This is a genomic window from Pseudomonas sp. FSL W5-0299, from assembly GCF_005930655.1.
In the GTDB taxonomy this organism is placed as follows: Bacteria; Pseudomonadota; Gammaproteobacteria; order Pseudomonadales; family Pseudomonadaceae; genus Aquipseudomonas; species Aquipseudomonas mandelii.
Genome location: NZ_RXHX01000019.1, coordinates 16,529 through 31,306, shown reverse-complemented (window position 1 = coordinate 31,306; position 14,778 = coordinate 16,529). Strand labels below are relative to the sequence as shown.

Annotated in this window: 15 protein-coding genes, 3 tRNA genes and 1 riboswitch; of the genes, 5 read left to right on the top strand and 13 right to left on the bottom strand. The window is 58.0% G+C overall.

All coding sequences use genetic code 11. The features are described from left to right. Both FHL16_RS21005 and FHL16_RS21000 read right to left on the bottom strand, forming a co-directional pair. On the bottom strand, window positions 1-540 hold the full coding sequence (locus tag FHL16_RS21005) for a hypothetical protein (protein ID WP_077749185.1): 540 nt from the start codon (window positions 538-540) through the stop codon (window positions 1-3). A 146-nt stretch (window positions 541-686) separates the two neighbouring features. After that, a tRNA-Arg gene (locus FHL16_RS21000) sits at window positions 687-763 on the bottom strand. Between the two features lie 290 nt (window positions 764-1,053). On the opposite strand from FHL16_RS21000, the gene FHL16_RS20995 reads away from it, so the two are divergent. After that, window positions 1,054-1,287 carry a hypothetical protein gene (locus FHL16_RS20995; RefSeq protein WP_077749184.1) on the top strand — a complete coding sequence of 78 codons (234 nt, stop codon included), beginning with the start codon at window positions 1,054-1,056 and terminating at the stop codon, window positions 1,285-1,287. Window positions 1,288-1,310: 23 nt separating this feature from the next. Continuing rightward, window positions 1,311-1,490, top strand: a complete 180-nt coding sequence (locus FHL16_RS20990; protein ID WP_010457208.1) for a PA3371 family protein — start codon at window positions 1,311-1,313, stop codon at window positions 1,488-1,490. On the opposite strand, the gene phnN is transcribed toward FHL16_RS20990, so the two are convergent. Further along, on the bottom strand, window positions 1,465-2,037 hold the full coding sequence (gene phnN, locus FHL16_RS20985; RefSeq protein ID WP_010457210.1) for a phosphonate metabolism protein/1,5-bisphosphokinase (PRPP-forming) PhnN: 573 nt from the start codon (window positions 2,035-2,037) through the stop codon (window positions 1,465-1,467). The genes FHL16_RS20990 and phnN overlap by 26 nt on opposite strands. A gap of 385 nt (window positions 2,038-2,422) precedes the next feature. Here phnN and FHL16_RS20980 point away from each other — a divergent pair, with 385 nt between their 5' ends. After that, a complete protein-coding gene (locus tag FHL16_RS20980; RefSeq protein WP_003178899.1) occupies window positions 2,423-2,749 on the top strand; it encodes an Arc family DNA-binding protein in 327 nt (108 codons plus the stop codon). A gap of 101 nt (window positions 2,750-2,850) precedes the next feature. Here FHL16_RS20980 and mgtE read toward each other — a convergent pair whose 3' ends face one another. Next, complete coding sequence (mgtE, locus tag FHL16_RS20975; protein ID WP_010457218.1) at window positions 2,851-4,293, bottom strand: magnesium transporter; 1,443 nt, start codon at window positions 4,291-4,293, stop codon at window positions 2,851-2,853. A 319-nt stretch (window positions 4,294-4,612) separates the two neighbouring features. Here mgtE and FHL16_RS20970 point away from each other — a divergent pair, with 319 nt between their 5' ends. Then, window positions 4,613-5,131 carry a cell envelope protein SmpA gene (locus FHL16_RS20970; protein ID WP_077749183.1) on the top strand — a complete coding sequence of 173 codons (519 nt, stop codon included), beginning with the start codon at window positions 4,613-4,615 and terminating at the stop codon, window positions 5,129-5,131. Window positions 5,132-5,150: 19 nt separating this feature from the next. Here FHL16_RS20970 and FHL16_RS20965 read toward each other — a convergent pair. The 6 genes from FHL16_RS20965 to ltaE all read right to left on the bottom strand — a co-directional run bounded on the left by FHL16_RS20965 (window position 5,151) and on the right by ltaE (window position 10,975). Next, window positions 5,151-5,227: transfer RNA gene (locus FHL16_RS20965), tRNA-Arg, on the bottom strand. 107 nt (window positions 5,228-5,334) lie between these two features. Then, window positions 5,335-5,425 (bottom strand) — tRNA-Ser (locus FHL16_RS20960). A 62-nt stretch (window positions 5,426-5,487) separates the two neighbouring features. After that, on the bottom strand, window positions 5,488-5,676 hold the full coding sequence (csrA, locus tag FHL16_RS20955; RefSeq protein ID WP_003178872.1) for a carbon storage regulator CsrA: 189 nt from the start codon (window positions 5,674-5,676) through the stop codon (window positions 5,488-5,490). A 190-nt stretch (window positions 5,677-5,866) separates the two neighbouring features. Continuing rightward, the gene (locus tag FHL16_RS20950) at window positions 5,867-7,108 is read right to left on the bottom strand and encodes an aspartate kinase (RefSeq protein WP_008033100.1); all 1,242 of its coding nucleotides are present in this window, start codon (window positions 7,106-7,108) and stop codon (window positions 5,867-5,869) included. A gap of 91 nt (window positions 7,109-7,199) precedes the next feature. Then, window positions 7,200-9,824 (bottom strand): alanine--tRNA ligase, encoded by a 2,625-nt coding sequence (alaS, locus tag FHL16_RS20945; RefSeq protein ID WP_010457228.1) that lies wholly within the window; start codon window positions 9,822-9,824, stop codon window positions 7,200-7,202. A gap of 146 nt (window positions 9,825-9,970) precedes the next feature. Beyond that, on the bottom strand, window positions 9,971-10,975 hold the full coding sequence (gene ltaE, locus FHL16_RS20940) for a low-specificity L-threonine aldolase (protein ID WP_077749182.1): 1,005 nt from the start codon (window positions 10,973-10,975) through the stop codon (window positions 9,971-9,973). A gap of 197 nt (window positions 10,976-11,172) precedes the next feature. Continuing rightward, a riboswitch (FMN riboswitch) is annotated at window positions 11,173-11,344 on the top strand. Between the two features lie 102 nt (window positions 11,345-11,446). On the opposite strand from ltaE, the gene FHL16_RS20935 reads away from it, so the two are divergent. Then, window positions 11,447-11,956, top strand: coding sequence for a 6,7-dimethyl-8-ribityllumazine synthase (locus tag FHL16_RS20935; RefSeq protein WP_007943897.1), 510 nt, complete (start codon window positions 11,447-11,449; stop codon window positions 11,954-11,956). A gap of 125 nt (window positions 11,957-12,081) precedes the next feature. On the opposite strand, the gene astE is transcribed toward FHL16_RS20935, so the two are convergent. From astE to astB, 3 genes are read right to left on the bottom strand one after another with little or no spacing between them, the layout of a single operon-like run. Continuing rightward, window positions 12,082-13,092 carry a succinylglutamate desuccinylase gene (gene astE / locus FHL16_RS20930; protein ID WP_010457232.1) on the bottom strand — a complete coding sequence of 337 codons (1,011 nt, stop codon included), beginning with the start codon at window positions 13,090-13,092 and terminating at the stop codon, window positions 12,082-12,084. Window positions 13,093-13,104: 12 nt separating this feature from the next. Then, a complete protein-coding gene (locus tag FHL16_RS20925; RefSeq protein WP_010457234.1) occupies window positions 13,105-13,392 on the bottom strand; it encodes a hypothetical protein in 288 nt (95 codons plus the stop codon). A 20-nt stretch (window positions 13,393-13,412) separates the two neighbouring features. Beyond that, entirely contained in the window at window positions 13,413-14,759 is a 1,347-nt protein-coding gene (astB, locus tag FHL16_RS20920) for an N-succinylarginine dihydrolase (protein WP_077749181.1), read from the bottom strand. Window positions 14,760-14,778 lie beyond the last annotated feature (19 nt).

Below are 14,778 nucleotides of genomic sequence, written 5' to 3'. Positions count from 1 at the left end.
TCAGCGCAGATAGGCGCGTTGCACAGTGATGCGCCGATCAATCGCCTGCCGCAGGCGCTCCTTGTGGTCCGCCCACACCCCGGGGTCGACTTTGGTGGCGCGCATCAGCTCAAGCATCGCGGCTTTGGCCGCCAGGTACTCCGACCAGGCGTCTTCGGAGCGGATTTTCAAACGCTCCCGTTCGGTCATTTCCATGCGTCGCAATGCCAGTGTCGGTTCATCGGTAATCACCGGGGCCAACGTCAATTGCACCCGATGCGGCGCGACAAACGCTTGGCTGTCCGCCACCAGCTCTCTTGCCCGCTGAGCGCCCCACTTCAATGCGGAACAATAATATTCACCCACCGCGCGGTCATGAAACTCCTCGCAAATCGCCCCGCCACCGTCAGCGTATATACCGATGAACACCTGCGTGACGCCCCCATGACCGACCCGTGCCTGCACCTCGACCTGCACACCATCGCTGAGCACTTCTTCATGGGTATGGTGAAGTAGCCTGCTGTTGGTCCATAACCAGAAATGTGCACCTCTGTGTCGCATCGCGTCACTCCTTGAATGGTACGAAGGAGTAAGGCACAGCAACGATGGACTTGCCATGTAGGTCGTCGGGGCGACGGGCATAAAAAAGCCCCGCTGGAGGATTTTCCGGCGGGGCTTTTTATCACAGCGCAGGGCTGTAAATCAGGTGGTGTCCCAGGGCAGGTTCGAACTGCCAACCTTCCCCTTAGGAGGGGGATGCTCTATCCAATTGAGCTACTGAGACACAGATCGCCCCGCAGGGATGCGGTGCGATAGACGGCGAGCATGTTAACGGCCAGGCCTGCTTTTGTCATGTCGTCCGTAGGGCTTTTTAAGTGTAGGCAGCAGCCCCTTGTCATCGTGGCTTAATTTACCGTGCAAATTGCATCCTCTCAAAATGCCATCATTGCAATTTGCAACGACGGCCTCTTTAAGCAATAAGTTAATTCTTTGTTTTTAAAGGATTTAATTGCCGTTAGACTCTTGGCACGCGGGCTGCTTTAGCTGTTCTCACGAACAACCGAGGTTAGCCTCATGAACAGCGTCCTTTTACTCTCGAATGCAATCGCCCTTACCGTCCTGCTGGGTGGTCATTTTGCCGCCGAGAGCGGCGCTGAGCAGGTCGCGCATCGGATGCCGCATTACCTCCAGCTGCAAAAAGCCCCGCAATTGGCGGTCATGAACGATCAGCGCGGCTTTGTTGGCCAGGACGTAAGCCAGCAAAATTATCTTCCGGTGTCTCAGACTTCGGAACGCTTGGTATTTTGAATCACCCTATCAGGAGCACAGCAATGTCCAAATCAGCCGCAGGATTCTTGATCCTTGCCTTACTGAGCGGCATTCTTCATCTGTCATTGGTCCCGGACACGGTTGCCACCGTACCCCTGATCGCCTGCGGCGTTTTCGGCGCGTTGTTCGTGCTGGCGCTGATTATCGGACGCAAAATCAAATTCGATCCGGTTCTGCGCTGACGTTAAGCAATTTCAGAAGATTGGCGACGGTGACGGCAAGCTCGCCAGAGTTGTCGAGTCGATGGATCTGCGAATCACCGAGAGGATCCTCCGCTGTAAATAACCTGTTGCGGCGCAATCTGGCTTCAATTTCTGCAAGGCTCTCACGGCCTCGCTTCATCAGTCGCTCGCGTAAGACCTCATCCTGGACCGTCAACAGCACCGGCAACAATGTCGGGTAGCGTTGCAGTGCCTCGGCCAGGTGGCCACGAGAGCCATTGACCAAGACATGACGACCTTCTTCCAGCCAATGGTCGATCTGGACCGGAATGCCGTAATCCAGGCCATGGGCGTGCCACGACAGCGCAAAGTCACCCTTGTCGCGGCGTTGTTCGAACTCCTCGCGAGAGACTCCGATGGCATCTTCGCCTACGGATTCAGCCGAACGCGTAATGACCCGTCGTACCACTTCGCCGTTTATCGAGCGTAAAGGTTGTCGAGCCGCTTCGATGAGGCTGTCTTTGCCGGATCCGGAAGGCCCCATCAAGTAAATCAGCCTGCCATCCATCCTGAATCCCCCCCCTGTGCGGGTCTGCCACTAGTAAATCGGCCATTTGCCACTATCCTGTATAAGGTAAGGACCAAGGATCGAATCCGCGTAGCATGCACCTTCAGGCGTCTTCGGGCATCACCTGACGGGAAGAGCACGCGGTCAGCGATACGGGCAGGGACCAAAGTTTTCTAACCAGTCCACATTTTCGATAAAGGTGCTGGCATAACGCCTTTACCCAGCTCAATATTTGTCACAGAATTGACGCCAATGATCTGGCTGCTTTGAGGCATGATGCGAGCCTCTATCAATTCAGGTTGAACATTTGGCCAGAGAGCTTGTCCTATCAGACATCCTGCGGCCAATCCCGAGAACCGCTCCCCTGAACTAACCGGTTAAATATATGCGCCCATTGAAACAGGCAATTTATTCCAGCCGTACGGCTGACAAGTTCGTCGTACGTCTGCCAGACGGAATGCGTGAACGCATTGCCGAGGTGGCTCGCAATCATCATCGCAGCATGAACTCCGAAATCATTGCGCGCCTTGAGCAGAGTCTTATTCAGGAAGGTGCACTGGGCGAAGAGTTGAGCATGCGCCTGGACAGCCCAGAGCTGTCATTGCACGAACGTGAACTGCTGCAACGCTTCCGCCAACTCTCCCACCGTCAGCAAAATGCTCTTGTTTCGCTGATTGCCCATGACGCCGAAATGGCCGCAGACGCTTCCTGATTCGACCCGAAAGCCAAGCCAGCATAATCGCTGGCTTTTTTTTGCCTGAAATTCGGCCATAAAAAACCCGCCGAATTGGCGGGTTTCTTAAAGCAGGCAAGTCAGAGCAGGAAAATCGTCGCCAGCCCGAGGAAGATGAAGAACCCGCCGCTGTCAGTCATGGCAGTGATCATAACGCTGGCACCCATCGCCGGATCGCGCCCAAGCCGCGCCAGAGTCATCGGGATCAAGACCCCCATCAACGCCGCCAGCAACAAGTTAAGCGTCATGGCGGCGGTCATCACCACCCCGAGGGACCAACTGCCATAAAGCAGATAGGCCACAACGCCAATCACGCCACCCCAGACCAGGCCATTGATCAAACCGACGGCCAGCTCCTTGCGCATCAATCGCGAGGTATTGCCGGTGCTCACCTGGTCCAGCGCCATGGCTCGAACGATCATGGTGATAGTCTGGTTGCCCGAGTTGCCACCGATACCGGCCACGATCGGCATCAATGCCGCCAGTGCCACCAGTTTTTCGATGGAGCCCTCAAACAGGCCGATCACCCGGGATGCGATAAACGCGGTGATCAGGTTGACCGCCAGCCAGGCCCAACGGTTGCGCAGGGATTTCCAGACCGAAGCGAAGATATCTTCTTCTTCGCGCAGACCCGCCATGTTGAGCACTTCGTTTTCGCTCTCTTCACGGATCAGGTCGACCATTTCATCGATGGTCAGACGGCCGATCAGCTTGCCGTTCTTGTCGACCACAGGCGCCGAGATCAAGTCGTAACGTTCGAACGCCTGAGCGGCATCGTAGGCATCTTCGTCCGGGTGAAAACTCACCGGGTCGCTGGCCATGACTTCCGAAACCTGCTTTTCCGGATCGTTGACCAGCAAACGCTTGATCGGCAGCACGCCCTTGAGCACGCCGTCGTAGTCGACCACAAACAGTTTGTCGGTGTGGCCCGGCAGCTCTTTGAGACGCCGCAGATAACGCAAGACGACTTCGAGACTGACATCCTCACGGATGGTCACCATCTCGAAGTCCATCAGCGCACCGACTTGCTCCTCGTCATAGGACAACGCGGAGCGGACGCGCTCACGCTGTTGACCATCGAGGGTTTCCATCAGCTCGTGGACAACGTCTCGCGGCAGCTCGGAAGCCAGGTCAGCAAGTTCGTCGGCGTCCATGTCCTTGGCCGCAGCCAGGAGCTCGTGATCGTCCATGTCGGCGATCAGGGTTTCACGAACCGAGTCGGATACTTCGAGGAGAATGTCGCCGTCACGATCAGCCTTGACCAATTGCCAGAGCGTCAGACGATCGTCCAGCGGCAAGGCTTCAAGGATGTAGGCAACGTCGGCGGAGTGCAGATCATCGAGCTTGCGTTGCAGCTCGACGAGGTTTTGCCGGTGAACCAGGTTCTCGACCCGGTCGTGATGCGGACCTTCCTGGCGATGAGTCAGGTCTTCGACCACCCGCTGGCGCTGCAGCAGCTCAACGACTTGAGCGAGGCGGTCCTGCAAGCTTTCCTGCGTTTTCTTTACTTCTACTTCAGACATAGGCGAACTCCACTCCCAGCAGCGGGGCACGCCGGAAGGATCAATCAGTCAATTCATGATTGGAAAAACGGGATACTGAGTAACTACTGGGTAAGTCCATGGAGGTATTCCACAAGCCCCGGCGGGGCTGACGGGCGCAATGATACACCGCCCGACGGTTTTAAACGTCAAAAAATCATGGCTGAAACAAGCGGTTGCAAGACAAAGCTGAGCGCAGTCCTGATCTCTCCAACTGCGACGACTCATTCTGAAAAGAAAACACACCCTCATCGAAAAATGTAGCGGCTACCCTGACATGGACCGTCATGGAGGACGTTTAATGCCATCAATTGCCTTTTATTTTTTACTGCTTGCCCTGCTCTGCCTTTCACCCCGGTTGCAGGCAACCATCCTTCACCGTTGCGAAGCACCCGACGGTCGCCTCACCTTCACAACCCTGAGTTGCGCGGAGGGTGAAAGCTTCTCGCAGCAAGAGGTGCGCACTTTCACGCCCGGCAACACGATAGCGCTCATGCCTGAGGCTGACGCTCGGGAGACACCCTCGACGAAAACCGGAAGAAAGGAGCCAACCATTGTCGGCCAGACTGAGGACAAGTGCGCAAACCTGATAACCGCCAAGGAACGTCGCGAAGCAATCATCAATCAACGGATAGTCGCGGGCATGACACAACAGGACGTCGAGAGCGCCCTGGGCAAGCCGGACAAGATCAGTATCAGGAATTCCGCAACAAGCTACCGCTACGAACTCAAGCGAGGTCGCAGCGCACACGTGGAGTTCGACGAGAAAGGATGTACAAAGGGAAAAGCCAAATCCCGGACGGCAAAAAGCCCGCGTTAAACGCGGGCTTTTTGGTGTTTGGTGCACTCGACAGGATTCGAACCTGTGACCGCTCGGTTCGTAGCCGAGTACTCTATCCAGCTGAGCTACGAGTGCATTTGTTGCCGCGCATTATAGGCCGTCTAATCTCTATGTAAAGCACTTTTTCTAGTAATTTCAAACACTTACCGAAAAAGCCAGATTACAACGTACTACGCAAATAATGGCGGAGAACGGGGGATTCGAACCCCCGACACCCTTTTGAGGTGTACTCCCTTAGCAGGGGAGCGCCTTCGGCCACTCGGCCAGCTCTCCGCAACACGGGGCGTATATTAACCAGCTTCTTCCCCGTTTGCAAACATAAAAAACGATAAAAATTAATGGCTTGGTTCGTCGTCCTTCTCTTTCTTGATCCGCAAGTAAATTTCCTCACGGTGAACCGCAACCTCTTTAGGTGCGTTAACGCCAATACGCACTTGATTTCCTTTGACGCCGAGCACGGTCACGGTGATTTCGCCATCACCAATAATCAGGCTTTCTGCGCACCGACGAGTCAGAATCAGCATACCTTTCTCCTCACGCATTTCATTTCAGGGACAACAGTCTGCAAAAAAAAGGCACTCGACCTACAACCGGAAAACGATCGCAGCCCTACATGCCTGAGTATTGACCAGCGCGAGCAAAAGAACAGTTCCTGGGTCGCGCCATTCAAAAAAGACAAAGGGCGCGGTCAGACCGCGCCCTTTGGCAAACGCATCACTCGCCTGTTCGGGCCGGTGCGTCCAGTTCGAAAGCTGTGTGCAGAGCGCGCACAGCCAGTTCCAGATACTTCTCTTCGATCACAACGGAGACTTTGATTTCCGACGTCGAGATCATCTGGATGTTGATGCTTTCTTTCGCCAGGGATTCGAACATGCGGCTGGCCACGCCTGCGTGAGAACGCATGCCGACGCCGACGATCGAGACCTTGGCGATCTTGATGTCACCGACCACTTCACGGGCACCGATCTCGCGAGCGGTGTTTTCCAGCACGGTTTGTGCGGCCTGGAAGTCATTGCGGTGCACGGTGAAGGTGAAGTCGGTGGTGTTATCGTGCGCAACGTTCTGCACGATCATGTCGACTTCGATGTTCGCGGCACTGATCGGGCCGAGAATCTTGAATGCAACGCCCGGGGTGTCTGGCACGCCACGGATGGTCAGCTTGGCTTCATCGCGATTGAAAGCGATGCCGGAAATGATCGGCTGTTCCATGGTTTCCTCTTCATCAATAGTAATGAGGGTGCCCGGACCCTCCTTGAAGCTGTGCAGTACGCGCAGCGGAACGTTGTACTTGCCGGCGAATTCCACCGCACGGATCTGCAACACCTTGGAACCGAGGCTGGCCATTTCCAGCATCTCTTCGAAGGTAATCTTGTCCAGGCGCTGGGCCACGGACACCACACGCGGGTCGGTGGTGTAGACGCCATCGACATCGGTGTAGATCTGGCATTCGTCGGCCTTCAAAGCCGCCGCCAGCGCCACGCCGGTGGTGTCGGAACCGCCACGACCGAGGGTGGTGATGTTGCCATGCTCGTCGACGCCCTGGAAACCGGCGACAACCACCACACGACCTGCCTTCAGATCACCGCGAATCTTCTGGTCATCAATCTGCAAGATACGCGCTTTATTGTGCGCACTGTCCGTCAGAATCCGCACCTGGTTGCCGGTGTAAGACACCGCAGGCACGCCGCGCTTGATCAGCGCCATGGCCAACAGTGCAATCGTCACCTGCTCGCCCGTGGAAACGATCACATCCAGCTCACGCGGAACCGGTTGGCCATCACCACTGATTTGCTTGGCCAGATCGATCAGACGGTTGGTTTCGCCGCTCATTGCCGACAGGACAACCACCAGGTCATCGCCGGCATCGCGGAATTTCTTAACCTTGTCGGCGACCTGCTCGATTCTCTCGACAGTGCCGACTGAGGTGCCTCCAAATTTCTGTACGATCAAAGCCATTTCAAAGCCGCCTCTGCCCATGAAGGGCGCCCAAATAATCACTCAAACAGCGTTCCCGCCCGCCACTAGACGACGGGCCGGACACCCTGCCTTATAAACCCTGCTCTACAAATGGAACCGTCAGGGCCAGTGCCGCGTCCAGTGCGCCAGCGTCAGTACCGCCGCCTTGCGCCATGTCTGGACGACCACCGCCCTTCCCGCCCACTGCCGCAGCGGCTTGCTTCATCAAATCACCGGCTTTGAGTTGGCCAGTCAGGTCTTTGGTTACGCCTGCAACCAGAACGACCTTTTCCTCATGGACACTGCCGAGCAGGATCACTGCGCGGCCGAGTTTGTTTTTCAGCTGATCGACGAGCGCCAGCAGCGCCTTGGCGTCCTGACCGTCCAGACGCACGGCCAGCACTTTCACGCCTTTGACGTCCAGGGCAGAAGCCGACAGATCGTCGCCCGCCGCGCTGGCCGCCTTGGCCTGCAACTGCTCGAGTTGCTTCTCCAGCAGACGGTTGCGCTCCAGCACAGCCGACAGCTTGTCGATCAGGTTGTCGCGGCTGCCCTTGACCAGGTTGGCCGCTTCCTTGAGTTGTTCTTCTGCAGCGTTCAAGTAAGCCAGTGCCGCAGCACCGGTGACTGCCTCGATACGACGCACGCCCGACGCAACACCGCCTTCGCTGATGATTTTCAGCAGGCCGATGTCACCGGTACGGTTGGCGTGGATGCCACCGCACAGCTCGACGGAGAAATCACCGCCCATGCTCAGCACGCGCACGTTGTCGCCGTACTTCTCGCCAAACAGCGCCATGGCGCCTTTTTTCTTGGCGGTTTCGATGTCGGTTTCTTCGGTTTCAACGGCGGAGTTCTTGCGAATCTCGGCGTTGACGATGTCTTCCAGGGCCTTCAGTTGCTCAGGCTTGATGGCTTCGAAGTGGCTGAAGTCAAAGCGCAGGCGCTGACTGTCGACCAACGAGCCTTTCTGCTGAACGTGATCGCCCAGTACTTTACGCAACGCCGCATGCAGCAAGTGAGTGGCCGAGTGGTTCAGCGAAGTGGCGTGGCGCACCTCGGCTTCAACGTGGGTTTCAACCGGCGAACCGATGATCAGGCTGCCCGATGCCAACACACCGTGGTGCAGAAATGCGCCGCCGGTCTTGGTGGTGTCACGCACGTCGAAGCGGCCACCGCTCGATTGCAGATAACCGCAATCGCCAATCTGGCCGCCGGACTCAGCGTAGAACGGGGTCTGATTGAGAACGACCACGCCCTCTTCGCCTTCACTCAGTACGTCGACCGCCTGGCCTTCTTTATAGAGGCCAACAACTTTCGCCGAACCGCTGGTGGCTTTGTAACCGGTGAATTCGGTGGCCACATCAACCTTGACCAGGCTGTTGTAGTCCATGCCGAAGGAACTGGCGGAACGGGCACGGACGCGCTGGGCTTCCATTTCGCGTTCGAAGCCTGCTTCGTCGATGGTCAAGTTGCGCTCGCGAGCGATGTCGCCCGTCAGGTCCATCGGGAAGCCGTAGGTGTCGTAGAGCTTGAACACCACGTCGCCCGGCACCACGTCGCCTTTGAGTTCGGCCAGATCCTGTTCAAGGATTTTCAGGCCCTGCTCCAGGGTCTTGGCGAACTGCTCTTCTTCGGCTTTCAGGACGCGTTCGATGTGTGCCTGTTGAGCTTTCAGCTCAGGGAAGGCTTCGCCCATCTCGGCAACCAGGGCCGCTACGATCTGGTAGAAGAAGCTGCCCTTGGCGCCCAGTTTGTTGCCGTGACGGCAGGCGCGACGGACGATCCGGCGCAGCACATAACCCCGGCCTTCGTTGGACGGCAGCACGCCGTCGGCAATCAGGAAACCGCACGAACGAATGTGGTCAGCCACGACTTTCAGGGAAGCCTGAGCGTCGTTGGTGCAGCCGATAGCCTTGGCCGATGCGCTCAGCAGACTCTGGAACAGGTCGATTTCATAGTTCGAGTGAACGTGCTGCAGCACGGCACTGATCCGCTCCAGGCCCATGCCGGTGTCGACCGACGGCGCTGGCAGCGGGTGCAACACGCCATCGGCGGTGCGGTTGAACTGCATGAACACGTTGTTCCAGATCTCGATGTAACGGTCGCCATCTTCTTCCGGCGAGCCCGGCGGGCCGCCCCAGATGTCGGCGCCGTGATCGTAGAAAATCTCGGTGCAAGGACCGCACGGGCCAGTATCGCCCATGGTCCAGAAGTTATCGGAAGCGTATGGCGCGCCCTTGTTGTCGCCGATGCGGACCATGCGCTCGGCCGGAACACCGATCTCCTTGGTCCAGATGTCATAGGCCTCGTCATCGCTGGCGTAGACGGTGACCCAGAGCTTTTCCTTCGGCAGGTTCAGCCACTGCTCGGAGGTCAGGAAGTTCCAGGCGTAGGTGATCGCGTCGCGCTTGAAGTAATCACCGAAGCTGAAGTTACCCAGCATTTCGAAGAAGGTGTGGTGACGGGCGGTATAACCGACGTTTTCCAGGTCGTTGTGCTTGCCGCCGGCGCGCACGCATTTCTGGCTGGAGACAGCGCGGGTGTACGCGCGCTTTTCCTGGCCCAGGAAGCAGTCCTTGAACTGGTTCATCCCCGCGTTAGTGAACAGCAGGGTTGGGTCGTTGCCCGGAATCAAAGAGCTGGAGGCTACACGGGTGTGGCCTTGCTCTTCGAAGAAGCGAAGGAAGGCTTCACGGATTTCTGCGCTTTTCATTAGGTTCTTCCACGGAGGCTGCGGCCAAAGGCCTGTACGAAACGTCAACAGACGAAGCGACGGCAAAGGGCCGCATTATATCGGCCCAGCGCGCGGGGTACAGCGTGTTTATACGATAGAAACGGTCAATTGGACCGCCAAGGCGATCAGTTGCGAGAAAAGTCGACGAATGTCGCGACGACCTGCTCGATTTGAGCGCGGTCAACGTCCATGTGCGTGACCATCCGCAGGCGTCCGGCAGCGCTCAGCTTGATGCCACGCTCGGCGGCAAAGGCCTTGATCGCCTCGGCCTTGTCGCCCATGTTCACGTAAACCATGTTGGTCTGCACCGGCTCGACTTCGTAACCGGCCTTTTGCAGTCCGTCGGCCAGAAATTGCGCATTGGCGTGATCGTCGGCCAGACGCTGAACGTTGTTATCCAGCGCATAAAGCCCCGCCGCGGCCAAAAGACCGGCCTGGCGCATGCCACCACCGACCATCTTGCGCAGGCGACGCGCCTTGCCGATCAACTCTGCCGAACCACACAACACCGACCCGATCGGCGCGCCCAGGCCTTTGGACAGGCAGACCGAAACCGAATCGAAGTGCTGTGTGATCTCGCGGGCATCAACACCCAACTTGACGGCCGCGTTGTAAAGCCGAGCGCCGTCCAGGTGCAGCTGCAACCCATGTTCACGGGTAAGGCTGCGTGCCCGGGCGAGATACTCCAGCGGCAGGACTTTGCCCTGCATGGTGTTTTCCAGCGCCAGCAACCGTGTACGAGCGAAATGGAAGTCGTCCGGTTTGATCGCGGCGACGACGTGCGCCAGGTCCAGCGAGCCGTCAGCCTGCACTTCCAGCGGCTGCGGCTGGATCGAGCCAAGCACCGCCGCGCCGCCACCTTCGTACTTATACGTGTGCGCCTGCTGGCCGACGATGTATTCGTCACCCCGTTCGCAATGAGCCATCAGGCCCAGCAGATTGCTCATGGTGCCCGTCGGCACGAACAACGCAGCGGCAAACCCCAACCGTTTTGCCAGTTCCGCTTCCAGGCGGTTGACCGTCGGATCTTCGCCATAGACGTCGTCACCGGTGGGCGCACTGGCCATCGCGTCGAGCATTCCGGCGGTCGGTTGGGTAACGGTGTCGCTGCGAAGATCGATAACGCTCATGAATCTGGCCTCGGTAAGCAGGGGAAAATCCCTTTCAGGTAGGAATTACTGCGGTCATGACAACGATTAATCAACCCCAAGCGAAGGAAAAGACCCGTCAAGTGAGCGAAAAAGTCGATAGCAATCATCAGATAGCAGCAATGCACAGGCAGGAAATATGTGTTAAAAAAGCTGCGCCGCCAAACAATCTGGCGGCAAAACGTTCTCAGGGCGGGGTGCAACTCCCCACCGGCGGTAATTGCGCACAATGCGCATAGCCCGCGAGCGCTTGGTGACAGACACGGCTTCGGTGGTGTCTGGCGGCAAGGTCAGCAGACCCGGTGTGATCCCGGGGCCGACGGTCATAGTCCGGATGAAGAGAGAACGGGATTGGCGCCAAAGGGCCGTCCGCAGGCATTCGTGCGAGCGTGCGTACCCTTAAATCCCATTCGATTCATATGCCCTGTTTTTTACATAAACAGGAGTCAGAACATGCAACCCACCGCAATCGATAGCAAAAGCAAAAACCATCAGGGCGAGCGCGTTGCGTTCATCCAGGCCTGCTGGCACAAGGAAATCGTCGACCAGAGCCGTAAGGGCTTCGTTGCCGAAATGATTGCCCAGGGTTATCAGGAATCGGAGATCGATTTCTTCGAAGTCGGCGGCGCCTTTGAAATTCCACTGCACGCCAAGCTGCTGGCCAAGTCCGGCCGTTATGCCGGCATCGTCGCCGCGGGCCTGGTGGTCGACGGCGGCATCTACCGTCACGAATTCGTCGCCCAGTCGGTGATCAGCGGCCTGATGCAGGTTCAGCTGGAGACTGAAGTGCCGGTGTTCTCGGTGGTTTTAACCCCGCACCACTTCCATGCCGGCGAAGAGCATCAGAAGTTCTTCTTCGAGCATTTCGTGCATAAAGGCCAGGAAGCGGCGAAGACCTGTGCCGATACGCTGCACAAGATGCGTGCGTTGCGTCGCAGCGAGCCTCGCGCGGTAGCCGTCTAAACCCCGAGCCAGCCCCTGTAGGAGCGAGGCTTGCCCGCGAAAGCGATTTTAAATTCAACATCAATGTTGATTATGAAATCGCTTTCGCGGGCAAGCCTCGCTCCTACAGGGGACTACTGTGTCTGTTATGCGAGGTTTTCGTCGGTGGCGGGCACGATCAGGATGCCGGCGCGCAGGCCGTTTTTGACCTTGGGGTTCGGAAAGATGATCCGGGCGCCCTTCTCTTCGATGATCCAGCGGGTCTGGGCGATGTCTTCGGCCAGCACGTAACCCACGTCCAACTCCGAAAAGTTCTCGATGTCCGCCGGCAGGTTCAGGCGGAAGCTATCACTGTGCTTGATGATTTCCCGCGCCACGCTGAACAACTGCAAACCGTCCAGGCCTTCGTCGGTCACCGCAGGCTCGGTGCCTTCGATAATCTGCTGGAGGCGGGTTTCAAGCAGCGAGACGTTCACACCGTCGTTCTGCCCAAACGGCCGCGCCTTGCCCAGCTCAAGGGTGAAAGACTCGGCCGCAAGCTTGTCGTAGGTGTAAGAGCTGAACACAATCGACGGCTTGTTCTGCAACAGCACCGCTTCCATACCGGCAGCACGCAAACGGGCCAGCTCGAGACGTGAATGCTGGCGCCCCTCTTTCCAGGGATACAACGCGAACTGCTCGATTTTCGAACCACGAATCGCGGTGTGCAGGTCGTAATGCAGGCGGCTGCGATCCGGCAGGCTGAAGAAACTCGCCGCCAGCCGCTCCAGTTCACAGGCGCGCAGGGCTTCGGAGCCGCTGGTTTGTTCGTGACGGCCGTTGAACAGCCGATTGACGTCCTGCTCGACGAAGCGCTCGCCTTTGCGAATCGCTTCCGGGTTGCCAAACAGGAACAGAATGCGTGCGCGCGGTTTCAAGTCGCCGCGAGCGATGTCATGCAACAGGCGATCGAGCAACTCGATCGGCGCTGTTTCGTTGCCATGGATACCCGCTGACAGCAGCAGGTCCAGGCCATTGTCGCGCGCCTCAGGCGGCCGGACTTCCAGCGCACCTTCGCTCAACCAGCGCATGCGCACGCCTTCGACAGTCAGTTGAGTCTTCTCCGCCGGTTCGCGGCCGGCGAGGGTCAGTTCAAGCAGTTTGCCGAGGGCGAGCATAGAGCGATTTCCTTAGTGGTCGTGTGCGCAATCCGGGCCGTGCACGTGGTCTTCGTCGCCGACTTCAGCCGGTTCCATTTCCAGTTGCAGACTTACCAGATTAGTCGCCAATGGGCGCAGCAGCAGGTTTGCGTATTCGGCATCACCTTCTTCAACGTCCACGCCGATCAGCAGCTGGCCGCGGCCGTCCTGCTGGATCCACAGCTCTTTGCCTTGCCACAGTACCGCGACGCGGGTGCAGGACGTTTCCAGTTGCGTGCCGTCGGTGTCTTCAAGGATCAGCTGCAGGGTATCGCTCATGTTTTTTACGCTCTCGACGTTCAATTGATCTGGAAAGGATAAACCGCGCCCAGTTTAAGGATTTGCGTCAGTTCATCCAGTGCCGTCCGGCACTCAAGCAGCAATTGCGGATCCGCCAGGTCGGTTTCGGCCATGCGGTCACGGTAGTGCTTGTCGACCCATTCGGTCAGCGTGCCGTACAACGGTGCCGTCATGATAACCCCTGGATTGACCGCCGCCAGTTCGGTTTCATTCAGTGCGACACGCAACCGCAGGCAAGCCGGGCCGCCGCCGTTCTGCATACTTTGTTTCAGATCGAAAACCTTCACTTCGCGGATCAGGCCGCCGGAGCTGGTCAAACCTTGCAGATACTGCCAGACGCGTTCATTGCCACGGCACTCTTCCGGCACGATCAACAGCATCGAACCGTCAGGGCGGGTCAGCAGTTGGCTATTGAACAGGTAGGAACGAACGGCGTCTTCGACGGTTACGGCAGAACGCGGGACGCAAATTGACTGGAATGTCCCACCGACTTTTGCGAGTTTGCCCTGCAGTTCAGCGAGCATCTGCTCGGTGTCGAGGAACGCGTCCTCGTGATAGAACAGCACCTCGCCGTTACCTACCGCGATCACGTCGTTGTGGAACACGCCCTGATCGATCACCGATGGGTTCTGCTGGGCGAAGACCACGCCGTCATCGCTCAAGCCGTGCAGGCGAGCAACGGCTTGCGAGGCTTCAAGCGTCTGGCGCGCCGGGTACTTCTGGGGAGCCGGGTAGCGGGTGTCGAATGCGCTGCGCCCGAACACGAAGAACTCGACGCCGGCTTCACCGTATTCACGGCAGAAACGGGTGTGGTTGGCCGCACCTTCGTCGCCGAACTGCGCCACCGCCGGCAAGGCGGCGTGGTGAGCAAAGTGTTTCTGGTCAGCGAACATCGCCCCCAGCACGCGGCTGGTGGTCGGGTGTTCGATGCTGCGGTGGTATTTGCAGTTGAGGTTGGCAGCGGTGAAATGCACGCGGCCATCCGCAGTATCGGCACTCGGGCTGACCGTGGCAGCGTTGGCCACCCACATGCTCGACGCCGAGCAACTGGCGACCAGCAAGGGCATCGCATCTTTGGCGGCTTTCTCGATCACTTGCGCGTCGGTGCCGCTGAAGCCCAGACGGCGCAGGGCCGCAACGTCAGGACGTTCCTGGGGGGCCAGAACGCCTTGCTGAAAGCCCATTTCCATCAGCGCTTTCATTTTCGCCAGGCCTTGCAGCGCGGCTTCCTTCGGGTTCGAAGACTGCTGGCTGTTGCTCTGGGACGCGACGTTGCCGTAGGACAAACCGCCGTAGTTATGGGTCGGCCCCACTAGACCGTCAAAATTGACTTCATAGGATTTCATCAGCGAGGCTCCACGAGAA